Annotated in this window: 25 protein-coding genes; 4 read left to right on the top strand and 21 right to left on the bottom strand. The window is 49.3% G+C overall.

Features of this window, described 5'->3' with window-relative positions:
* Nucleotides 1-119: 119 nt before the first annotated feature.
* From JW499_RS14275 to JW499_RS14250, 6 genes are all read right to left on the bottom strand, one after another.
* Complete coding sequence (locus tag JW499_RS14275; protein WP_205211236.1) at nucleotides 120-515, bottom strand: hypothetical protein; 396 nt, start codon at nucleotides 513-515, stop codon at nucleotides 120-122.
* Nucleotides 516-701: 186 nt separating this feature from the next.
* Nucleotides 702-875, bottom strand: a complete 174-nt coding sequence (locus tag JW499_RS22480; protein ID WP_205211246.1) for a transposase — start codon at nucleotides 873-875, stop codon at nucleotides 702-704.
* Between the two features lie 461 nt (nucleotides 876-1,336).
* Nucleotides 1,337-2,410 (bottom strand): DUF6414 family protein, encoded by a 1,074-nt coding sequence (locus tag JW499_RS14265; RefSeq protein WP_205211235.1) that lies wholly within the window; start codon nucleotides 2,408-2,410, stop codon nucleotides 1,337-1,339.
* A gap of 130 nt (nucleotides 2,411-2,540) precedes the next feature.
* Entirely contained in the window at nucleotides 2,541-3,326 is a 786-nt protein-coding gene (locus tag JW499_RS14260; protein WP_205211234.1) for a reverse transcriptase domain-containing protein, read from the bottom strand.
* A gap of 431 nt (nucleotides 3,327-3,757) precedes the next feature.
* On the bottom strand, nucleotides 3,758-4,624 hold the full coding sequence (locus JW499_RS14255; protein WP_232846420.1) for a DMT family transporter: 867 nt from the start codon (nucleotides 4,622-4,624) through the stop codon (nucleotides 3,758-3,760).
* Nucleotides 4,625-4,932: 308 nt separating this feature from the next.
* Entirely contained in the window at nucleotides 4,933-5,118 is a 186-nt protein-coding gene (locus tag JW499_RS14250) for a hypothetical protein (RefSeq protein ID WP_205211233.1), read from the bottom strand.
* A gap of 708 nt (nucleotides 5,119-5,826) precedes the next feature.
* Here JW499_RS14250 and JW499_RS14245 point away from each other — a divergent pair.
* Nucleotides 5,827-6,297 carry a chemotaxis protein CheX gene (locus JW499_RS14245; RefSeq protein WP_091357568.1) on the top strand — a complete coding sequence of 157 codons (471 nt, stop codon included), beginning with the start codon at nucleotides 5,827-5,829 and terminating at the stop codon, nucleotides 6,295-6,297.
* A 52-nt stretch (nucleotides 6,298-6,349) separates the two neighbouring features.
* Here the strand turns inward: JW499_RS14245 and JW499_RS14240 are convergent, their stop codons facing one another.
* Nucleotides 6,350-6,793 carry a flavodoxin domain-containing protein gene (locus tag JW499_RS14240; RefSeq protein ID WP_205211232.1) on the bottom strand — a complete coding sequence of 148 codons (444 nt, stop codon included), beginning with the start codon at nucleotides 6,791-6,793 and terminating at the stop codon, nucleotides 6,350-6,352.
* A 164-nt stretch (nucleotides 6,794-6,957) separates the two neighbouring features.
* Here JW499_RS14240 and JW499_RS14235 point away from each other — a divergent pair, with 164 nt between their 5' ends.
* On the top strand, nucleotides 6,958-7,287 hold the full coding sequence (locus tag JW499_RS14235; protein ID WP_205211231.1) for a hypothetical protein: 330 nt from the start codon (nucleotides 6,958-6,960) through the stop codon (nucleotides 7,285-7,287).
* A gap of 72 nt (nucleotides 7,288-7,359) precedes the next feature.
* On the opposite strand, the gene JW499_RS14230 is transcribed toward JW499_RS14235, so the two are convergent.
* The 11 genes from JW499_RS14230 to JW499_RS14180 all read right to left on the bottom strand — a co-directional run bounded on the left by JW499_RS14230 (nucleotide 7,360) and on the right by JW499_RS14180 (nucleotide 17,833).
* On the bottom strand, nucleotides 7,360-7,740 hold the full coding sequence (locus JW499_RS14230; protein ID WP_175483507.1) for a c-type cytochrome: 381 nt from the start codon (nucleotides 7,738-7,740) through the stop codon (nucleotides 7,360-7,362).
* Between the two features lie 191 nt (nucleotides 7,741-7,931).
* Nucleotides 7,932-8,393: a group II intron maturase-specific domain-containing protein gene (locus tag JW499_RS14225; RefSeq protein ID WP_232846419.1), complete on the bottom strand. Its 462-nt coding sequence runs from the start codon at nucleotides 8,391-8,393 to the stop codon at nucleotides 7,932-7,934.
* A 338-nt stretch (nucleotides 8,394-8,731) separates the two neighbouring features.
* Entirely contained in the window at nucleotides 8,732-10,237 is a 1,506-nt protein-coding gene (locus tag JW499_RS14220; RefSeq protein WP_205211230.1) for a fumarate hydratase, read from the bottom strand.
* 251 nt (nucleotides 10,238-10,488) lie between these two features.
* Nucleotides 10,489-11,316 (bottom strand): prenyltransferase, encoded by an 828-nt coding sequence (locus tag JW499_RS14215; protein WP_205214468.1) that lies wholly within the window; start codon nucleotides 11,314-11,316, stop codon nucleotides 10,489-10,491.
* A 96-nt stretch (nucleotides 11,317-11,412) separates the two neighbouring features.
* Complete coding sequence (gene trhP, locus JW499_RS14210; RefSeq protein WP_205211228.1) at nucleotides 11,413-12,777, bottom strand: prephenate-dependent tRNA uridine(34) hydroxylase TrhP; 1,365 nt, start codon at nucleotides 12,775-12,777, stop codon at nucleotides 11,413-11,415.
* Between the two features lie 37 nt (nucleotides 12,778-12,814).
* Complete coding sequence (gene thpR / locus JW499_RS14205; protein WP_205211227.1) at nucleotides 12,815-13,375, bottom strand: RNA 2',3'-cyclic phosphodiesterase; 561 nt, start codon at nucleotides 13,373-13,375, stop codon at nucleotides 12,815-12,817.
* 99 nt (nucleotides 13,376-13,474) lie between these two features.
* Nucleotides 13,475-14,083 carry a glutathione S-transferase family protein gene (locus tag JW499_RS14200; protein WP_205211226.1) on the bottom strand — a complete coding sequence of 203 codons (609 nt, stop codon included), beginning with the start codon at nucleotides 14,081-14,083 and terminating at the stop codon, nucleotides 13,475-13,477.
* A 24-nt stretch (nucleotides 14,084-14,107) separates the two neighbouring features.
* Nucleotides 14,108-15,076, bottom strand: coding sequence for a coiled-coil domain-containing protein (locus tag JW499_RS14195; protein ID WP_205211225.1), 969 nt, complete (start codon nucleotides 15,074-15,076; stop codon nucleotides 14,108-14,110).
* A gap of 134 nt (nucleotides 15,077-15,210) precedes the next feature.
* Nucleotides 15,211-16,857 (bottom strand): chaperonin GroEL, encoded by a 1,647-nt coding sequence (gene groL, locus JW499_RS14190; RefSeq protein ID WP_205211224.1) that lies wholly within the window; start codon nucleotides 16,855-16,857, stop codon nucleotides 15,211-15,213.
* Between the two features lie 58 nt (nucleotides 16,858-16,915).
* A complete protein-coding gene (locus tag JW499_RS14185) occupies nucleotides 16,916-17,209 on the bottom strand; it encodes a co-chaperone GroES (protein WP_205211223.1) in 294 nt (97 codons plus the stop codon).
* Between the two features lie 141 nt (nucleotides 17,210-17,350).
* A complete protein-coding gene (locus tag JW499_RS14180; RefSeq protein WP_205211222.1) occupies nucleotides 17,351-17,833 on the bottom strand; it encodes an FxsA family protein in 483 nt (160 codons plus the stop codon).
* Between the two features lie 422 nt (nucleotides 17,834-18,255).
* On the opposite strand from JW499_RS14180, the gene JW499_RS14175 reads away from it, so the two are divergent.
* A complete protein-coding gene (locus JW499_RS14175; RefSeq protein WP_205211221.1) occupies nucleotides 18,256-19,017 on the top strand; it encodes an SDR family oxidoreductase in 762 nt (253 codons plus the stop codon).
* 164 nt (nucleotides 19,018-19,181) lie between these two features.
* A complete protein-coding gene (locus JW499_RS14170) occupies nucleotides 19,182-20,039 on the top strand; it encodes an alpha/beta fold hydrolase (protein WP_205211220.1) in 858 nt (285 codons plus the stop codon).
* Between the two features lie 285 nt (nucleotides 20,040-20,324).
* On the opposite strand, the gene JW499_RS14165 is transcribed toward JW499_RS14170, so the two are convergent.
* The 3 genes from JW499_RS14165 to JW499_RS14155 form a co-directional block, all read right to left on the bottom strand.
* Nucleotides 20,325-20,609, bottom strand: a complete 285-nt coding sequence (locus tag JW499_RS14165) for a hypothetical protein (RefSeq protein ID WP_205211219.1) — start codon at nucleotides 20,607-20,609, stop codon at nucleotides 20,325-20,327.
* Between the two features lie 85 nt (nucleotides 20,610-20,694).
* Nucleotides 20,695-21,243 (bottom strand): hypothetical protein, encoded by a 549-nt coding sequence (locus JW499_RS14160; RefSeq protein WP_205211218.1) that lies wholly within the window; start codon nucleotides 21,241-21,243, stop codon nucleotides 20,695-20,697.
* Between the two features lie 226 nt (nucleotides 21,244-21,469).
* Nucleotides 21,470-22,474 (bottom strand): adenosine deaminase, encoded by a 1,005-nt coding sequence (locus JW499_RS14155; RefSeq protein ID WP_205211217.1) that lies wholly within the window; start codon nucleotides 22,472-22,474, stop codon nucleotides 21,470-21,472.
* Nucleotides 22,475-22,550 lie beyond the last annotated feature (76 nt).

Below are 22,550 nucleotides of genomic sequence, written 5' to 3'. Positions count from 1 at the left end.
TTGTAATCGTAATGTTTGTAGCGCGCCATCCCTTGCACCATCAGCGGTAAAGTTGTTTTAGTCGATTGTACCGGGAGTTGGTCCCGCAGGCCAAGGGCTGAGGGACTTATCCGACAGCCTCAACGCCTTATATATGACTTTTCTGAAGAAAGTAGCTCTTTTGCCCTTTTTGTTGTTACTTCTCGATTTAACCAAACACATAACTTTAGCTGTTCAATAAACTGTTCGTCGATATCACCGTTTGATAGCCGAAACAAAATAGTTTCAACAATTCTCTGCTCTTGATTTCTTGTAAGTGCGACATGTTTAAAACGACGAGCTATTTTTGACCTAAACCTATTGTGGCCGAAACCACGAGAGCAGGAGCACATATAATTTGCTGCAACATTTATGGCTTCAGGGCATCCGGTGCAAACGCGTTCGTAAATATGCCTTAGATATAGTGCTTCAAACTCACCAAAATATTCTTTTGGCATGGTTCTATCATATTTCGAGTTTAGATTTGGTCTTTCCATATTTTCGAACCTAACGAGACTGTCGGATTAGACAATTTGACATAATAATACCCATCTACCGCAGCCTTCCTCTGTTTGTTTTAGCATTTTTTGACTGGAGAGATTGAGCTTTCACCCTTCAGTTCAAACACTCTGTTGCTGTTCTTTTAACCTGATATGAGCGTTGTTTAGCTCATATCCTAACACTTAATGACTGATCTCACCCTGCGTCGCGATTTTCTCAATATTATGCACCATGCAGTACATTAACCATTGTGCGCTGACCTTCTCTTTGCCTCTGAGCGTAAATCGCTTCAGGCCTTTGTTGCTTTCCAGATTACCGAACACCGGTTCAACTGTGCCTAAACGCTTGCTATAGATGTGCTAATGGGTGACCCCGATCTTTCTGCTGAATCCGATAATCTTGTGTAAAAAGTCAGAGCTAGCGTGAATAACTATGGACGATTTGTTGATCAGGAGAAAATTAAAGGGGTGTTTGTGGAGTAGTCTGGGTAAGGCTATTAAATGAAAGAGCGTATGCACCACAGAGAACACAGAGGGCACCGAGGTAAAAGCCAGAGCGGAGGTTTTTTTAGTGGGAAAAAGGGTCAGGTTGAATTTTGCACAGGGTCTTCCCTATGGCCTATACAGTTCTCTGTGTACGCTTCACCTGATTTGTTCGCAGGGTCATCGACCATCTATGGGCGATAGGAAAGAGTTCACGATCCCCCCGCTCAGCCTCCGGCGCAACACTCGATACCGGCTACTGGTCAGACTTTGCCGGGCAAGGACTTCCACCTCGCAAGACGCACCAAGCTTCGCTTGGCGCTCTAACACCGCATTCAGCGGCTTGTCCGCTGCAATGCTCTGTTAGGCTTGATCGATCGATAGATTGCAATTGGATGAATCATAATTCTAGGATACCTACATGTTCGAATCATTTCTTCAAAGCCGTCAAATCCGCGGAAGACACCTCGGAATGCTCTCTCGATGGATTCAGATTCTTTGCCTTCGTCGTTCAATTCTTCTTCATCAAACTCGATCATAGGATCAAACTGTTCTCCTCCCTCCCTAGGAATAGCCGTAATTACGCCAAGAATATCGAGTTTCACTGAGGGCTTTGAGCCGTAAAGGAAATGTACCGATTCAGTACTACTCTCCAAAAAGGATTCTCGCTTTAGGTTCGACAGAATGTGAAATTCAGGTACATCGTCAAAAGGGTATAAACGGAAATTGAACACGCCAGGGAGAAATACTCTTATCCAGTTTTGCATCCCTTCGATAATCCAATCTTCAACCTCACCAATCGATTTCGCTTTGATAAATAGCTCAACGTTAGCTTCTAGATCATCTAGCTCCTTCTTCCTCTTTGTTTTTTGCTGTCCGTTCTTCATCGCTCGAATTTCGTCTTTCTGAAATTCAATCTTTTCTAGTAGTTCCTTACACTCATCAGAGTCTCTTATCGAAGACTCAATGCTTCGATTAATCAGTGCAGCAATATCTTTATAGTTTGCAGATATTCGAGATATACGTTCGTAATCTTCGAGGACAGCACGTCCTGATGCTTTAATACAAAGTGTATTTTCAAACGTGGCGATAGCTTCACCCGAAGTTATTTCTTCCTTACTTACGTCAATACCTATTTCTGCCGCATATCCAAGCTCAAAAAGCTTTTTTTCTAATTCATTATACAGTTCGTGGTGACTGACTCGCGTTTCCTTTAGTGATTCTGACTCAGTACCGACACCACCGGCCTCATGCTTAAGAAGCTTGAGGTCATAATTTCTTAGGTTCTTACTCGTCTGATTGGATGAAGTCGATGTTTCAAATTGTTGAATTATACCACCGGTAATCTGACTATAAAGCGAACTCACTTTATCCATATCGAGATATATTAAATCCTTAACTTCATTCATTCGACTTTTCTCATTTATTGCCGTCATGGTAGGACGGCCAGTTACCTGCACCGCCCCCACACAGATCCGGACGTGCGGAACTACCGCATCCGGCTCTTCAGTTATATATTCGCCCGCGTAAATCCGAGCCCTAACTGTACTCCACTTTCCTCACGGTTAGTGCGCGTACATTAAACCATCTTAACAGCTGTGCGAACTCACTCCAGTTGTAGCTTCGGCGCTGACTACGTCGGTTTAACCATTTATACAGTGCCCTGACCGTTTGATAATACAGACGGGATAGGCTTTTACTGTTTCCCGGTGTCCCAAAGTAGTTCTCAAAGCCTTTCAGCTTACGTTTCACCACCGATAGCAATTCCTGGATTGGTCTCGATCGATTGTACTTAATCCATCGTACCATTTCCTTGATGCTTGCTCTTTGCTTCTCTCGTGCTGTTTTCCGATGCACTGCCACCTTTCCCCGATAGCTTATACCCCAATAAACCTCAAAGCCCAGAAACACGATGCTCCGTTGTCGCCCCGGTTCAAAACGACTGAAACGGAGTAACCCTGTTTTATCGCTCGCCAGTGCCAGACCAAATTTCTTCAGTCTCTCTGGCAGGCGATGATAAAACTGACGTGCATCGTCTTTGTACTGAAAGGCGACGATAAAGTCATCTGCGTACCGAACCAGCATCGCATTGCCGCTCAGTTTCTTGCGTATCACCTTCTCAAACCATAAATCCAGCACATAGTGGAGATAGATGTTCGCCAGTACCGGAGAGATTATCCCTCCTTGCGGCGAACCTTTGTCCGATTTGTGCCGACTTCCATCCGGCTCTACCACCTGGGCCTTTAACCATTGTTTGATCAGGGTGATCAGTGCTTTATCGTCTACACGTTGCTCCAGCATCCGCACCAGCCATCCATGATCCATGCTGTTGAAGAAGCCCTATATATCGGCCTCAACTACATAGCCATAGTTACCTCGCTGCAGTCCATTACGTATGCCTTCAAGTGCCTGATGGGCACTTTTATTGGGTCAGTAACCGTAACTGCATGGCAGAAAATCAGCTCCCCAGATACTTTGTAATATCTGTGACACTGATTGCTGGACGAGTTTATCTTCCAGCACCGGCAACCCCAGAGGACGTGTTCTTAGCATGCCCTTTGAGTACTTTGGTGACTTTTTCGCCCTTAAAAAGGGCTCCTACAATGGGCTGATCAGTGCCGTGGTAAACCTTTTCAATAAGAAGTTGGGGAGTAATCCAATCGTGACGGGGTCGTCACTCCCACAAACACCACAACCCAACAGCACCAGCATAAAGCCACAAGTCCCACTTTTTCGAGATAAGCAACAAATAAACGCTAATTCAATTTCCTTTTTTCCGCCCGGTTGCTGATATAGTTGCCGGTTAGCATCACTAACGCGCCGATTAAAACCGCCCACTCCAGCGGCTCTCCGTAAAACAGAAAGCCCACTGCGGCGATCAGCGGCAACCTCAGAAAATCCATCGATACTACCACCGTGGCATCAATCAGCTTCATCGCCCGGGTTAAGCAGTAATGTGCACTCATCGCGGTTAATCCGACCATCAGAATCCAGGGCCAGGCGCTAACGGATGGCGTCCGCCAGTCATACAAAGAGGGGATCAGCCCCAACGGCAGTTGGATAACTGTCATGTAAAACAGGATGCACAGCGGCGTATCGATATGAGCTAGCTTTTTGGTCTTTATATGGGAGATCGCATAACAGATCGCGCCACCCAGCACGGCAAGGGCTGCGGGCTTCATCACCTCCAAACCTGGACGTAAAATGATCAGCATACCCACAATACCCAGCCCAATAGCGATCATCCGGGGGACGGTTAATCTCTCGCCTAAAAAGAACACCGCCAGCAGGGCGGTCCACACTGGCACGGTGAACTCAATTGCAAAGACCTCGGCAAGGGGTATGAAAGCAAGCCCGTAAAACCAGCCAAACTGGCCACAGTAATGGGCCAGATTCCTGACAAAATGGATCGGGATCGCGGGAGTACTAACCTGCTGCCAGCCGCTGCGCTGCAACAGAATGGAGATCACCAGCAAACCGATCAGACTACGAAAAAAGAGGATCTGGAAGGTGCTGAGTTCGTCTGATAGCTCACGCCCGCCGATAGCCATGGTCATAAATGACACCAGGGTGCCAACCATCCACAGTGCAGCAATTGAGGCAGGATGCTTATTATTTCCCAAAGGCTGTCGATCCTTAAGTGATGCTTATTTAGCTCCGTAGTGGATCACGAAGGCTCGCTTATGGTCAACTGCTCCCAATCCCCTAAGACTCAAAAGCATAGGCAAAGCTTTCACCACAGAGGACACGGAGAAGAGCAACTCATCAGATTTACTCTGTGTTCTTCGTGTACTCGGTGGTGAGTCTGCTTTAGATTGACAGAGGGGACTGGAGAATAAAACTCAATCAGTAGCTGCCATGAAGCAATCCTTGCCCTATAAAACACGATAAACCTTAAAGCCAGGCAGCAACATCACAGAAGTTCCGGGTGTTATGCCGCTTGCTCAGTCACTGGGGTGAGTATCCAAAGCCCATGGATGGCATTCAAATACCAGCTGTTGAGAGACGCGATCTCATCAACACTATCGCAGGATGACAGGATTTCATAGTAGCTGTCAGCCAGCGATTGTGTTCTTTCAAATAGTTCAGTTAAGTCCATACGGGTAGGTATGCTCATCGTTTACCTCCGGCGCTGTATTATTGCGCAACATAAAATTAAGAAGACGACTCTGCTTAAAACTGAACCCGAATATCCAAAAAAATATTCGATTATTATCTTTGGTAAAATTTTGATTGACCGATATCGCCTGCTCTATTAGCTTGGTACAAACAAACAGACTGTATAATTTATATACAACCACGCGAACAAAGTCACGCCTTTTATGCTGCATCGCAGCATAAACAGCACCGATAAGCTCTATCCGGTTGAAATATAAGACGCTTTAATTATTACAAAATAAGCGCAACGCAACACAAACCTTTTTCATCAGCGTAAAACCAAGCTGTAGATACGCCCCGGAAACGGTTTAAGAAGCGCATTTCCTCAGCAGGATAAGACAAACATATTCAGGAGACAGGGACGGTAGAAGTGGATAGCTGGGGTGACTGCCCCCTGGCCAATATGAAAGAAACTCGACGAATAGTTTTATGCTTTTTCCAGCGAATCGCGTAGCGACGTTCTAACCACTAGCTAGCGGCGAAGCAGCGGTCTGCTTTTCACACCTTCCCATTTTGGCATATATATAACAGACTCAGCGTTTTGTATTTGTTAGATTTTAGGTCTAACAGATCCATTTTTTGTATGAACACCCGTATTCCAGTCATGAACAACAGGGTTCAGCAATCAGTTCGGCGATAAGCTTGTTTTTAAAGGGTGGTAAGAGTTATGAAGTTTGCATACGTCAACCCGTTTTTAAAATCCATGGTAAATGTTCTCTCGACCATGGCCAATATAGAGTGCACAGCGGGAAAAGCCTATCTTAAACAGTCTACCAGCGCAGAGGGGCATGTAACCGGGATTATGGGGTTAGCCGGGCCCCATGCAAAAGGCTCTTTTGCGGTCTCTTTTACTCAGTCTGTGATTCTGGATATTACCGAGCGGATGCTGGGAGAAACCCTGACGACGATCGATGAAACCGTCACCGATATGGTGGGCGAGTTGACCAATATGTCTGCTGGCGGTGCAGTGGCACAACTGTCTCAGAAAGGGTATGACCTGAATATGGCGACCCCGGTGGTTGTCAGCGGTGAGTCTCATCATATCAACCACTCCTCTAAAGGCCCGATTATTGTGGTGCCATTCTCGACCGATTCAGGTGATTTTTTCGTCGAGATCTCCTTTTGCTCCAGTAATTAATCTGAGGGGAATCCGCAGACGTCCTGGCCAGATTGATTGCAGCCCCCTCCCTTCAGAGCTTTTCCGACCAGCGTTCAATCCATTCGGCAGCGACCTCATCGGCGTCCGGCGTTTCACAGCTATCAATAAACAGTGCCTGTCCGACAGGACTGGCCCCCAGATCATGCATCAGTTCATTCATCTGTTTCCCCCCTTCAGCAAACGACTCATAGGAACTGTCTCCCAGGGCAATCAGACCAAAACGTACGGCAGAGAAATCCGGCTGACGTTGTCGCAGCTGATCATAGAGGGGCTGAAGATTAGCAGGTATCTCCCCCTGGCCAATGGTTGCTGTGCAGATCAGTATCACATCCGGGTTTTCGGTCACCTGCTGGTAGGTCGGTTCATTCAATAATGTTGCCCGGTGTCCCAGCTGATTCAGCTGCTCGGTGCAGTCGTCTGCGATCAGACTGGCATTCCCATAAGTAGACCCCACTACAACCCTAATCTCTGCCATATTCCCCTCTCTTCAACCCGCCGATTCAGCTTACAGTCATAAAATCGCTATATAGTAATGAAAACCTACACAGGGTTGAATGTTGATTTTTTTGAATTCACCGTTTACCCGCCTATTTCTGTCAACTATCTTTAATAGGACAGTACCAAAAGGGGAAATAGACCATGCCGAACAACCATGTGGCTCAGCTTATTAAGAAGCTTGAGGATCAATCGACCGAAAAATCGAAACTGGTTGACTGTAACTTTGCCATAAACGAAGAGGATAAGTTTAAAGTTGAAGCGTTAGCTGAGCTGTTTCATTGCTCTGAAGAACAACTGGTGGCCGACCTGTTGCATGCAGCGCTGCTTGAAATTGAAGAGAAGATGCCCTACCGGGCGGGCACCAAAGTTATTCGTGTGGAAGAGGGAGATCCTGTCTACGAAGATGTCGGACCGATGCCCCGCTATATGGCGATTAAAAGCCGGCTCAGCAAGATTACCCAGTGCGCCTGATAGCAGCGCAGGGATGGGTCCAAGCGGCAGTAAAGAAAAGAATCAGCGGGACGTTATCCCGCTGAGTCAGACTTATAACGTTTTCAGATAAGCGATCAGATAATCCTGTTCGGCAGGATCAGTGATCGAAACGTGACGCATCCGGGTGCCCGGAACCAGTTTAGTATTATCAGAAACCCACTTACGCAGATTATCCTCGGTCCAGGTGATGCCAGATTGTTTCAGCGCTTCAGAATAGGCAAAGCGTGGCAGTGAAGCAGCCTCTCTGCCAACAACACCGATAAGACTCGGACCAAAGGCATTTTTGCTGCTGTCAGTAGAGTGACATGCCTGGCACCGTTTAAACACTTCTGCACCGGCAGCAGCCATGGCTGCTTCATCGGCCTGCGCAGAAGTAGCTACCATGCCAACCATCGCGGCTGCTGATAGCAACTTAAGCATTACTTTCTTCATGATCAGGTACTCTCATCGTAATTTATACGGGTCTGAAAAGTATACTGACTGAAGCGTCTGGGGAATTTACTACTTGAGTACCCTTTTGTATCGACTGATGACCTAAATCAATGGCCTGGATCGGGTAGGAGGTGAGATTGCTCTCACCGCTCTCCCACACCACCGGGCATACGGTTCCGTACCACGGCGGTTCATGATAAATAGTTAAGCCGATGATTATAGTCGACCAACGACACCAGACCGATTCGGTCGAAGCGCTTCTTCGGCAAGGCATGATTCATGTGGGATGCACCCGCATTCCACCACGCACCACGTCCATTGCTCGCACTCACCCAAGCGCGAGCCTCCGAGAGGCCGAGTCGTATCAACATCCTCGCGCGGGTAGCCGTCCGCTTCCACTGGCGCCAGAGTATCTTACGAAGGTGGCGCCGTAGCCAGCCATCCAACTCTTCCAAGACACCCTTCGCACCGATGTAGCGGAAGTAGCTCATCCAGCCGCGTAACTTCGGATTGAGCCTGGCAACCACCCGATAGATCGATTGTCCCCGGCCTCGCCGAAACACACCCTTCAGATCACCCTTAAAACGCTCGATCGCGCCCGGAGAGATCTTCAGCCGGACATTGTACTTGCGACTACACACCGTATAACCCAAGAACTTCCTGAGCCACGGCCTGCCCAAACCGCTCTTATCTCGATTAACTCTGAGCTTCAGAGTCTTCTCCAGATATCGAGTGATAGAGTCGAGAACCCGCTGTCCAGCCGCTTCGCTTCTGACATAGATATTGCCGTCATCCGCATAACGACAAAACGTCCGGCTAATCGTTCCCCTTACCGGGCCGATAGTGGACTTTCACCACTAAGTTATCCGACCGCCACCACGCGTATCGGAACAGCGCCCGTCAAGGCGCTACGCGCCATGCCTGGCGCACATAACAAAAAACGCGGCCGAAGCCGCGTTTAAATTCGCTATCCCAGGTCTGTGACCAGTGCCTAAACCTGTTCAGCGATAATCTGCTTCCACTTCGCGGGCCCCGTGTTATGCACTGAGATACCACTGCTATCTACGGCCACCGTTACCGGCATGTCTTTCACTTCAAACTCGTAGATCGCCTCCATCCCCAGTTCTGGGAATGCCAGTACTTCAGCATTGGTAATCGCCTTGGATACCAGATAGGCAGCGCCACCCACAGCCATCAGGTAAACCGCTTTGTTATCGCGGATAGCATCGATCGCAATCGGGCCCCGTTCAGACTTACCGATCATACCCAGCAGACCGGTGCTTTCAATAATCTGACGGGTGAACTTATCCATCCGGGTCGCCGTAGTCGGTCCCGCAGGCCCCACAACCTCTTCCCGCACCGGATCAACCGGACCGACGTAGTAGATAAAGCGGCCCTTCAGATCTACCGGCAGATCTTCGCCGTTATTGAGCATCTCAACCATCTTCTTATGCGCCGCATCACGACCGGTCAGCATCTTGCCGTTCAGCAATACTGTTTCACCGGGCTTCCAGCTCAGCACATCTTCCGGCGTGACGGTATTCAGATCCACCCGGCGGGTGCTGGCACCCACTTCGAAAGTCACCTCTGGCCACTGATCCAGACTTGGCGGCGTCAGCACTGCCGGACCATTGCCATTCAGTTTGAAGTGAGTGTGACGGGTGGCCGCACAGTTAGGGATCATACACACCGGCAAGGACGCTGCGTGAGTTGGATAATCCATAATCTTTACGTCCAGCACGGTGGTCAGACCACCCAGCCCCTGGGCACCAATACCCAGTGAGTTTACAGCATCCATAATTTCCAGACGCAGCTCTTCAACACGGTTCTGCGGGCCACGCTCACGCAGCTCATGAATATCGATCGGGTCCATCAGCGACTCTTTCGCCATCACTGCCGCTTTTTCAGCGGTACCACCAATACCGATACCCAGCATACCTGGTGGACACCAGCCAGCGCCCATTGTTGGTACGGTTTTCACAACCCAGTCAACAATGCTGTCAGATGGGTTGAGCATCACCATCTTCGATTTGTTTTCAGAACCGCCCCCCTTGGCCGCCACATGAACTTCAACCTCATCGCCCTCTACGAGTTCGTAGTGGATCACTGCCGGGGTGTTGTCTTTGGTATTCTGACGCTTACCTGCAGGGTCAGCCAGGATGGATGCACGCAGCACATTGTCCGGATGGGTGTAAGCACGGCGGACGCCTTCGTTGATCATATCGGTAACGCTCATCCTGGCGTCCCAGGTCACGTTCATACCGACTTTGACAAATACGGTGACAATGCCGGTATCCTGACAGATTGGGCGTTTGCCTTCGGCACACATACGGGAGTTGATCAGAATCTGAGCCATGGCGTCTTTCGCCGCTGGGTTCTGTTCCTTCAGATAGGCTTCATGCACCCCCTGAATAAAATCGATCGGATGGTAATAGGAGATAAACTGCAGCGAATCTGCAATGCTGCTGATCAAATCGTCTTGGCGAATTACGCTCATTATTGACTCCGCAATGTCAGGCTTATGTCATAGGTTGAGGGCTATCTGCGTAACCCTTAACGTGCTCAGTAAAGTGTTGCCGAAGCGGTTACACGCTCATCTGGCAACGGCGGTATACGCTTCTGAATGGGTTATTCTGCAAAGCTGCCGCAGAATTATACACTAAATTAATCGTCAATCGTTGTCCGGCCTTAGTCTAAAGTTCTGTTCTGGCACGCTGTAAGCCACCCGGCAGGGCCACACCAAACGGATTACAGGCTAAGGCAGTAAAGCAGACCAAACAGCATGAAGAAACGGCCACTGGCCGGCGGCAATGACGCTCTGCCCTGCGCCTCCTGTTGCTGTTTATAAAGCAACCAGATCAGCGGCACACTGGCCAGCCACCAGATACCGTCTATCACGCCGGTGATCCACAACAGGGAGGTTACCAGCACAACTGACAGCAACAGTAACAGGTAGAGTTTCCGGGCCCGGGTAATACCAATACGCACCGTCAGGGTGTTTATACCCGCCGCACGGTCACTGTCGACATCACGAATCTCATTCGCCAGTAACAACAGTGAGCTTATCAGGCTGACCGGGATCGAACGCCAGAACAGTGGCCAGTTCACCTCACCTGCGAGAATATAGTAACTGCCGCACACCATCAGTACGCCCATTAGCCAGAACACCAGTATCACCGCCAGCCCCCGGCGCTTGAAGTTGACCGGTTCCACGGTATATCCCAGCGCTCCGGCAAGCCCAACCAACAGCAATAGCAGCAACCCCAGACCAGCATAGCTGATCAGGTAGATACCGATCACCGCCGCCAGCAGAAAACAGACCAGTCCAAGCCTGAAATTACGCACCACCCGCCCCCGGGCAAGTGTACTGCTGAGACGCTGCAGATCAGCATGGTCATTGATCAGGTTAACGCCGGCCTGCAACAGTAACGCCGCCAGAATAATCAGCACAGCCGCAGAATAACTGAAGCCTGGCTGTTGCAACGCACTGACAATCCCCACCAGACAGGTGATCAGCGCCACCGAAAAGGAGAAAGGGCGCAATGCCCGGCCAAGGGAATATTTATCCTGCTGCATCAGATCCAACTACACTCATCTGTAAAAACTGGCTAAGGCGCCAGCCATGGCATAAAAAAAGGTATCTCAGGATACCTTTTTTATACATATTATCAATTAGTTACCGCTTTCAAATGCCGGTGCATTGGGCAGATCCCGCATCAGCAGAGCATATTCCAGGTCAGCATCGGTATCCAGCGGCAAACGCACCTTATGGCCCGAGCCCGGAGCACAATCTCTGGCTTCACCCTGCAGGTTCTCCAGATGCTCCAGTTTAAACTTGCGGTTGCCAGACGGCGTCATCAGCTCCAGGGTATCGCCCACCATAAAGCGGTTTTTCACTTCGATATCCAGCGTTCCCTTTTGTGCATCACGGCCGATCACCTCGCCGACAAACTGCTGGTGTACACCGACAGAGTTACCGGTTTCATAGTTCTGATACTCGTCATGTACATGGCGGCGATAGAAACCTTCGGTGTAGCCACGGTTGGCCAGATTTTCCAGCGTATCCATCAGCCCCATATCAAACGGACGTCCGGCCACCGCATCATCGATCGCCTTACGGTAGGCCTGCGCGGTGCGTGCAACATAGTAGTGAGACTTGGTCCGGCCTTCGATCTTGAGTGAGTGGATTCCCATCTCAGTCAGTCGGTGGACATGCTGAATCGCCCGCAGGTCCTTTGAGTTCATGATGTAGGTGCCATGCTCATCCTCAAAGGCGGGCATATATTCACCGGGACGGGTCTCTTCCTGCAACAGATACATCCTGCTGGTTGGTTCGCCCTCTCCCAGCGCTGGCTGAACAGACTCCTCATTCGGGTCAAAATTTTGTACCGGAATCAGATCACCATTATCACTCTGAGTCGCCTCATGAGCATCGTACTTCCAGCGGCAGGAGTTAGTGCAGGTACCCTGATTGGGATCACGGTGATTGATATATCCCGACAACAGGCAGCGCCCTGAGTAAGCAATACAGAGTGAACCGTGAACAAACACTTCCAGCTCTATCTCCGGGCACTTCTCACGGATCTCACCGATCTCATCCAGCGACAGTTCACGGGACATAATAATCCGTTCAATACCCGCCTGATGCCAGAACTTCACACTGGCCCAGTTCATGGTGTTGCTCTGTACCGACAGATGAATCGGCACATCGGGCCACTGTTCCTTCACCATCAGAATCAGCCCGGGATCTGACATAATCAGCGCATCCGGCCCCATCTCGATCACCGGACGCAGGTCATCAATATAGGTCTTCAGTTTACTGTTGTGAGGCATGATATTACTCGCCACATACAGTTTTTTACCCTGCGCATGGGCGATATTAATCCCCTCATGCAGGTTATCCAGATTAAAATCGTTGTTACGCACCCGCAGACTATAACGAGGCTGACCGGCATAGACCGCATCGGCACCATAGGCGAAGGCGTATTTCATATTGCGCAGCGTTCCCGCTGGCGAAAGGAGTTCTGGTTTAAACATTTTTCACAACATTGAAAAGTTAGGTTCTGCAGCTGGCTCAGGCCATATCCTGCAAGGGAATGGTAAACAGCGGCGTGTAGATAGATCCGCGCTCACCCGGTTTGCTCTGAAACAGAATCACTGAGTCTGCCAGGCTGAAAAGGTCCAGTGTGGGCCACTCTTCGGGCGGTTCAAACTGATTTCGGGCAGGCAACCGTCCCAGCGTAATATGAGGTTTAAAATCTTCCTCTTTAAACTCGATACCCGCTTCCAGAGCGATCTCCATCATCGACCGGTTAAGCGCACTCAGCTCTTCATCTTCCTGACTCATCGCCGCAATAACCGCCAGTTGACGACTCACCGGGTAATACTCTGCAGTATTGATACGCACCTGAAATGAGCGGACTTCAGCCAGCTTATTACGTGCTATATCTTCCAGCTGATCGATCTGTTCCAGGGAGATCTCGCCCAGAAAGCACAGCGTCAGATGATAGGATTCAGCATCAACCCAGTTTACTTCTATCTGCTTGTCAAACTGACACAGGGTATCAGCGTAATCTGCCAGCCAGCGGGCCACAGAACCCGGCAGGGCCAGCGCAAAGAACGCACGAATATCCATTAAAGCGTTATCTACCTCATCAAAAAAGACTGACTATTCTGCCCGTCCCCGGGCTGGATCGCAATCACTAACCTGTATAAAAAATCGACAATTTCACCCTCAGCCACGCTGGCGCACGGTTTCCTGCACCGGTAAGGCCTGAATCCGCGAAACCCAGCGTTTCACAGCGGGATAGTCCGCATAGTCAAAACCAGCCACTTCAGGCCAGGAGATAACCGTCGCACCATGAAAATCAGCCACTGTCAGCTTACCAGCCACCAGATAGTCTTTATCCTGCAGATGAGACTCGAGCACGGGTAAAAAACGCGAAATGACCTGGCGTTGAGCATCGATAAACGCCGCATCGGGCTCACCATCGGCATATTTAACCGCCAACAGCATATCCAACGCAGGCACTTCGATCTGATTACTGATAAACAGACTCCAGCGATACAGATCAGCTTCCTGCTCAAGGGTATCCACCCACAACAAACCATCGCCATATTTGCGTGCCAGATAAAACAGAATCGCCTGACTCTCCCAGAGCACCAGCTCACCATCCACCAGCGTTGGCAGCTTTCCGGTCGGATTCAGTGCCAGATATTCAGCCGTGCGGGTAGGTTCACTGCGAGGGGCCATCGGGATGTTCTGATAAGCAATTCCCAGGGTTTCAAGCACACACATCACCATATTGGCGCGGGAATAAACACCGCCATAAACCGTTATCATCGATTCATCCTTTTGCACTAAGCATTATCGTGACTGCAACTGTTCAACTTTCAACTGCAGATTGTTCAGCTTCTGACGGATCTGTAACAACTCGTTATTCACCACTAAGCGGGAACCATCAATCGCTTTGACGGCCTGTTCATTCACCTTAACGCGACGTTCAAGTCCGGCCCCCTGCCCCTGGCTCTCCTTAAGGGATATCACCTGCTCTGCCAGTAACGCCATTTTCTTCTTCTGATCAGCCTGTTGCAGATCGATCGATTCACTCAATGCCTGAAACTGGGTGCTCAGTGCCGCAGCACTCTGCCTGATAGCGGCCACCTGCTTAGTATTTTCGTTACCTTTTGCCTCAGATGCGGCTAACTGTTTATCCAGTCTGGTCAGCTCCCCGGTCATCCCCTCAAGGGCTTTCGATTGTTTATCCAGTTGAGCTGAAGCCTCATTTAACAGTTTTTCCAGCTCGGCAATCTTAGGCGTATTACGCTGATGAGCAACCACCCAAAGCTTACCGTTCTCGGAGTTCAATTTAGTAATCTCAGCATCAAGCCGGGCAATGGCCGTGTCAAACTTACCGGAGTCGGCCTCCAGACTGGCGAACTTTTGCTGATTGATCTCAGCCTGCTTCTTCACCTGATTCTGCAAAGACTCTCCCGTCTGAGCTGCGCTGTCTCCGGCCACCAGAAACAGTTTCTGCAGTTCAATAATCTTCTCATCAACAACCTTGCGTTCGTTCTCTAAAACCTGCAGCTGCTGATGCTGCATGAAGTTCCAGTACGCCAGGCCTGCCACAGCCACCGCCAATAACAGGATAATCAGATAACTGAGCGCACCACCACCGGAACTGACCTTCTGCCCCGTATCTGGATGATTCCCCTTCACACCTGCTTTCTGAGGTGGTTCAGTCTGCGGCTTTTCCCCGGGAACTTTGATAGCTGGCTCCCGCTCCGCCGGACCAAAGCTAGGCAGCTCCAGATCTTTATCCTGATCGCGCATTGATGTCTCTCTGTCAGATAGATAATTCAGTTCAGCACTGCCGATATTACACCATCTGACAGTTTTTTGGCCAAAAGAAAAGCCCCGTGCAGAACACGGGGCTTTTCGCAGTAGCGTCGTTTAGGAGCAGATGATCACATCATGCCGCCCATACCGCCCATACCACCCATGCCGCCCATATCAGGCATGCCAGAACCGCCTTCAGATGGCAGGTCAGCAATCATCGCTTCGGTAGTAATCATCAGACCAGCAACAGAGGCCGCTGCCTGCAGTGCGGAACGGGTCACTTTAGCCGGATCAAGAATACCCATCTCGATCATATCGCCGTACTCACCAGTCGCAGCGTTATAACCGTAGTTACCTTCACCCTTCTCACGGATGTTAGCAACAATCACAGAACCTTCATCACCAGCGTTACCAACGATCTGACGCAGAGGCGCTTCAAGGGCACGGAATGCCAGCTCGATACCGACGGTCTGGTCATGGTTGTCACCTTGCAGCGCACCCACTTTATCCATCGCACGGATCAGGGCAACACCGCCGCCAGGTACAACACCCTCTTCAACCGCAGCACGGGTTGCGTGCAGCGCGTCTTCAACACGGGCTTTCTTCTCTTTCATTTCCACTTCAGTGGCAGCACCCACCTTGATAACCGCAACACCGCCTGCCAGCTTAGCAACACGCTCCTGCAGCTTTTCACGGTCGTAATCAGAAGAGGTTTCTTCGATCTGTGCGCGAATCTGGGAGACGCGGGATTCAATCGCGGTGTGCTCACCGATACCGTCAACAACGGTAGTATTCTCTTTAGTAATAGCAACACGCTTAGCCTGACCCAGCTGTTCCAGAACCGCCGTCTCAAGATTCAGACCAACCTCTTCAGAGATCACAGTACCGCCAGTCAGAATAGCGATATCTTCCAGCATCGCCTTACGACGATCACCGAAACCTGGTGCTTTAACCGCAGCAACCTTAACGATACCACGCATGTTGTTCACGACCAGAGTGGCCAGTGCTTCGCCTTCAACATCCTCTGCGATAATCAGCAGTGGACGGGAAGTTTTAGCAACCTGCTCCAGAATCGGCAGCAGATCACGAATGCTGGATACTTTCTTATCAACAATCAGCATGTACGGATTTTCAAGCTCAACGCTCATGCTTTCCTGGTTGTTGATGAAGTAAGGAGAGAGGTAACCACGGTCAAACTGCATCCCCTCAACGACGTCCAGTTCATTTTCCAGACCAGAACCTTCCTCAACAGTGATAACGCCCTCTTTGCCCACTTTGTTCATCGCTTCAGCAATGATGTCACCCACCTGGGAGTCAGAGTTAGCAGAGATCGTACCCACCTGAGCAATCGCTTTACCGTCGGCACAAGGAACAGCCATCGCTTGCAGTTGTTCAACAACTGCAGCAGCCGCTTTATCAATACCGCGCTTGAGATCCATCGGGTTCATACCAGCAGCAACAGACTTCAGACCTTCGTTAACAATAGCCTGAGCCAGAACAGTCGCTGTAGTTGTACCGTCACCAGCAACATCATTGGCCTGGGAAGCAACTTCCTTAACCATCTGTGCGCCCATGTTTTCAAACTTGTCTTTCAGTTCGATCTCTTTCGCAACCGATACACCGTCTTTTGTTACGGTAGGCGCGCCGAATGCTTTGTCCAGCACAACGTTACGACCTTTTGGTCCCAGCGTTGTCTTAACTGCATCAGCCAGAATATTTACACCCGCCAGCATACGTACGCGGGCATCATTACCAAACAATACTTCTTTAGCCATTTTTAAAAATCCTGTGTCTAAAAAAATTCAATCAGAAATTCTTACCAGAGAGTCTTACTCAGCTTTCCAGCACACCGTAAATATCGCTTTCATTCATGATCAGCAGCTCTTCACCATCAACTTTAACGGTGTTAGAACCGGCATACTGACCAAACAGTACAGTGTCACCAACCTTAACAGCCAGTGCCTGAACTTCACCGTTACTGGTAATACGACCAGTACCTACAGCGAGAACTTCACCCTGGTTAGGCTTTTCAGCAGCAGAACCTGGCAGCACGATACCACTGGCAGTAGTTGCTTCTTCTTCTTTACGGCGAACAACCACACGGTCGTGAAGTGGACGAATTTTCATTGAATCTCTCTCCTGATCCGTTGATCAAAAAAAGTAGTTTTGTTTTATAAAGTGCAGCCACTGAAAGCGGCTACAAATCCTTGGATGACTCACTAAATGGGGGCAGCAAAAAGCATTTCAACACCCCGGCAAAAATATTTTTTAATCTTCGCGGCGAAAATCGCCATCGATAATATCGCCATTGCGGTCTGTATCCTGAGAACGGTGTGAGTGCTGACCATGGTTGATGACATCTTCCGGGGCAACACCATTTTGCCGATGAGACATCGCCACCACCGTAAAACGACTCATAACCTGTCGCGCAAGCGCCTTACGGGTATAGGGGATCAAACAGAGAAAACCAATCACATCGGTCACAAACCCTGGCGTGAGCAGCAGTGCGCCTCCAACCGCCAGCACAATCCCTTCCACCATCTCATTGCCGGGTATCTGTCCCGCGTTCATCCGTTGCTGAGCCCGGGCCAGTGTAGATAACCCCTGATAGCGCAGCATATTCACCCCGATAAAGGCGGATAAAAGCACCAGACCGACGGTGTACCAGGCACCAATCGCCTGACCGACATTGATCAGTACGGTAATCTCAATCACCGGGATAATAATAAACAACAGTAGAAGAAAGCGCATAAAGCTCCCATCCTGCATCAGACGACTACGTCCGTACAGCTCAAAAAAATTTCACTCTCTGCTTTTTTGCCGTACAGGGAGCCTGGTTAAAAAAATGCTGAACATTCAATATAGTTAGGGACGAATTTGTTTTTTTCAACCCCTGCAATCCCACACGCATTCGCAGCATTACGACTAAAATACTATATCGCCACCTCAAAAAATCCGCACAAATTACCACTTAAAAATCATACACTTACGCAAAAAAGGACACAATATTGACAATATAAGCCATTGTTTATTATGAATTTTTAACAATACCCCTTTCAGGCAGTAGACTTTTGTGCAGAAGCGTTATAAGTTCTAACGCTAAGCATTTTGCAACGCACAAAAAAAGCATAATAAGAAAAAAATAAAATATAGAAGATAAGGTAGTAAAACTGATGGAACTTAAAGATAAAGTAATCGTTATTACCGGTGGTGGTCGTGGTCTGGGTCGCGCTATGGCACTGGAACTGGCTGAAAAAGGCGCAAAACTGGCGCTGGCTGACCTGGATCAGGAAGGTCTGGATGAAACCGTTGGCCTGTGCATGGAATTCGGCGTTGAAGCCCGTGGCTACATCGCTAACGTATCTGATGAAGATTCTGTCGTTAAACTGTTTAACGATGTTGCAGCCGATTTTGGTGCGCTGCACGGTCTGGTAAACAACGCCGGTATCACCCGTGACGGCCTGTTCATTAAAGTAAAAGATGGTGAAGTTGTCAGCAAGATGAGCCTGGACAACTGGAACCTGGTCATCGACGTCAACCTGACCGGTACATTCCTCTGTGGCCGTGAAGCGGCGATCAAGATGATCGAACTGGGCAATCAGGGCTGTATCATCAACATCTCCTCGATCTCTCGTCATGGCAACATGGGGCAGACCAACTACACCGCAACTAAAGCAGGCGTAGAAGCGATGGCGGTGACCTGGGCAAAAGAACTGGCGCGCTACGGTATCCGCGCTGCGTCTATCGCGCCGGGTTACATCGGTACTGAGATGGTAATGAGCATGAAGCCTGAAGCGTTGGAAAAAATCGCTTCCGGCATCCCTGCCAAGCGCCTGGGTAAACCTCAGGAGATCGCCAACACAGTCGCTTTCATCATGGAAAACGACTATGTCAATGGTCGCTGCATCGAAGTCGACGGCGCACTGCGGATCTGATCTATCCCCTGCGTTGAGATTAAAGCCGGCTGATACGCCGGCTTTTCTGTTTTTCAGACCCACAATTCATTGCAACCAGTAACACGCTGACCGGCATTGCGACATTTTAAGAACCCTGTAAGCTGAAGAACAAACCGGCACCGGCAAACGACCATGGATCTGCAATGACGATATACAAATCAGCTGAAGGTGAACAGGCCGTTCAGGAATACTATCAAACGTTCATCGATCACTGGCCGGTGGCCTGTCAGCAGCTAAAACTGACCACCCGCTTCGGTGAAACCCATCTGCTGACCTGTGGTGATAAAGCACTACCACCACTCCTGCTGATGCATGGTGCCATGGCAAACGCCACCGCCTGGTTTTTCGATGTCGAAGAGTGGTCAAAACATTTCAGAATCTATGCCATCGATATGATCGGTGAACCGGGGCTGAGTGCACAGATTCGCCTGCCTATGGACAGTGATGCTTATACCCTGTGGCTGGATGATGTGATGCAGGAGACCGGCCTTACTCACGCTGCAGTGGTGGGAGAATCACTGGGTGGCTGGCTGGCACTCGACTATGCCAGCCGACGGCCCGAAAGAATCACAAAACTCGCCCTGCTGGTGCCGGGCGGTGTCGGGCCACAACGAAAATTTCTATTCAAAGCACTGCCGCTGATGTTGTTTGGCAAATGGGGCAAAGGCAAAGTGCGCGAAATGATCTTCGGCCCTGAAGAGAAAAACCCCTCCCCTACTGTTCTGAAATTCAGGGAGTTCTTCGCACTGATCACCCGGCACGTTAAGCCCCGAATGGATAAACTGCCAATCTTCAGCGATAAAGCGCTGCAAAACATCCGTGCTCCGATGCTGGCAATCGTCGCCGGCAAAGATGTACTGCTGGACTCCAAAGCCACCCGGAACAGACTCGAAAGCAATGTCGCAGATGTCCGGGTGGTCTACCAGCCGGAAGCCCGCCACCTGATTCGGGATAGGGGGGAAATCTTAGAATTCTTGATGAATTCTAAGATCAGTGGCTAGACCGTCGCTTGAATAAGAGCAGTGGCTAGACCGTCGCTGCGCGACTAGCTAGACGCGGCTTCGCCGCTTGCTCGTGGCTAGGAGAGCCTTCTTCATGACTATAGGGAGGCTTTTAAAAGGTTGTTCATAGTAAGAGAAAAACACCAATCAAACTAGCAACCTTGGACACTAAATAATCAGCTACGCCTTCTCTGGATTAGAAGTAAGTTTATCCCGATACATAAATCACTAACCTCTGCTCGCCACATACTCGTTTTTAAAATCTGAATGCAGAATTTATCTTTTCTACCTTCGAGTAAACCAAGAAGGTGTGGCCATGCTTTCAGAACGAAGATTTTCACATATAAAACCAATAAATTCACAAGCAGCTTGATGAGCACTCATATCATTAGGTATTCTGTCTGCAGCATAAAATGCATCATCCATCTTTCCCAGCGTTCCCGTAGTAGAGAAAACATGCCTGTTTTCAGCTGCGGAATCGTCTAAAGATAAATTTATAGCATTATTAATCAATGCCGTTTTCACTTCAGTTATAAATTGGAATTTCTTCCAGTTAAATTCGCTATCCATTCTTATATCCATAGTAATGCTCTAATATTTCACTGAAAAATCAGCATTGAAGTCATTTATATCCCAAACCCTCACCGTAAAAATTTTAACTAGGCGGGTACATACTAGATGAAAACCAGACCTGTTCCTCAATAGGATATTTTTTGAGAACAGATTCGTAGGTAAATGGCTGCCCTTCAAAGTGCTCCTGTATAGCTATAGATACTGATACCGCAGTATGTAAAGCAGACCTAGCCATTTCAAGCGTGGTTAATGCTGACTCGCTGTGAACTGTAGCATTTCGTCGGGAAGCCAGCTCCCTTGCCGCGGAAAAAGGCTGCTTTTGCTTCGGAAATGCTTTTTCTGTAAGACGCTTTGGCCACCTGTTGAAAGCCTCATTAAAGTTTAACTTTCTTAAAAACTCCTCTGAAACATCATTCCATTTATTACTTCTCTCCAAGTTATTCCGAATGCAGCTAAACAGCATTATCTCAACAAGCTGATGAGAAGCGATAAGAACCATCTGCGATAGAGGCCCGTGAATAACATCTGTTTGATCCGGATTATCTGGCAATTTAGACACTATCGAGCGGGCACCGATATATGTTTCTGACCATGAATCCAGATGGAGATACCCTATATTTATAGTAGACAAAACACCTTCTCCTATTAATCTATAAATTTCTATCTACCATATACAATACATCCTAGGTCGTCTGTGAGAACTACCAACCAAAACCAATCAATATCGCATAATGCTTTTCGCTTTTTCTAACAACGAGCAAGTGGCGAAGCCACGTCTAGCTAGTCGCGCAGCGACGGTCTCGCAACTATTTTTTGCGCAGCGACGGTCTCGCAACTATTTTTCGCGCAGCGGCGTTCTAACTAGTCGCGCAGCGACGGTCTAACTCCGCGAGGAGTTTTGCTTTTCGCGCTGCTCCCGCAAAGCTGTATTCAAAGCTGTTGCGGGCCAGTTCCACTGCCTGTTCACGTGTCATGCCCAGCCCTTTTTCCAGCGCGATGAAGTTTTCGGTCAGGTAGCCGCCGAAGTAAGCCGGGTCGTCGGAGTTTACGGTGACTTTTACGCCCTGCTCCAGCATCTGCAGGATGTTGTGCTGGCTCATATCATCAAAGACTTTCAGCCGGGTGTTCGACAGAGGGCATACGGTGAGTGCAATCTCCTCCCGGGCCAGACGCCGGATCAGTTCTGGATTGTCTATCGCCCGTACACCGTGATCGATCCGATCTACCTTGAGTATGTCCAGTGCGTCGATCACGTTTTGTGCAGGCCCCTCTTCACCGGCATGGGCAACGGCCAGCAGCCCCATTGCCCGAGCTTTGGCAAAAACCCGTTCAAACTTAGCTGGAGGATGGCCCTTTTCTGAACTGTCCAGGCCGATACCGATAATTTTATCCAGATAGGGTTCGGCCTGTCGCAGAGTTTCGAAGGCGGCCGCTTCACTGAGATGGCGCAGGAAACACATAATCAGACCGGAGCTAATACCATACGCGGTTTCGGCTTGATCCAGCGCCCGGCTGATACCGTTAATCACCGTTGCGAAAGGGATACCCCGGTCGGTATGGGTCTGGGGGTCAAAAAAAGGCTCGATATGGAGGATATTTTCGGCCTTACAGCGTTCAATGTAGGCCCACGTCAGGTCATAGAAATCCTGTTCGGTCTGCAGTACTGCAGCCCCCTGATAGTAGAGATCGAGAAAATCCTGCAGATTACCAAAATCATAGGCTTCACGCAGTTGCTCAACCGATGCATACGGGAGCACTACAGCGTTACGCTCTGCCAGAGCGAACAGCAGTTCAGGTTCCAGTGAGCCCTCCAGGTGCAGGTGCAGCTCTGCCTTTGGCAAGTCGTTCAAAAACTGATCCATCAATCACCCCAATCGCTTAATTCAAAACCGTTATTTTTATTACACTGTAGTAAAAATGAAGTTCGGCCGGTGCGCA

This window comes from Amphritea pacifica, assembly GCF_016924145.1.
Lineage (GTDB): Bacteria > Pseudomonadota > Gammaproteobacteria > Pseudomonadales > Balneatricaceae > Amphritea > Amphritea pacifica.
The sequence above is the reverse complement of the archived record's forward strand: the minus strand, read 5'-3'. Positions and strand labels throughout refer to the sequence as shown.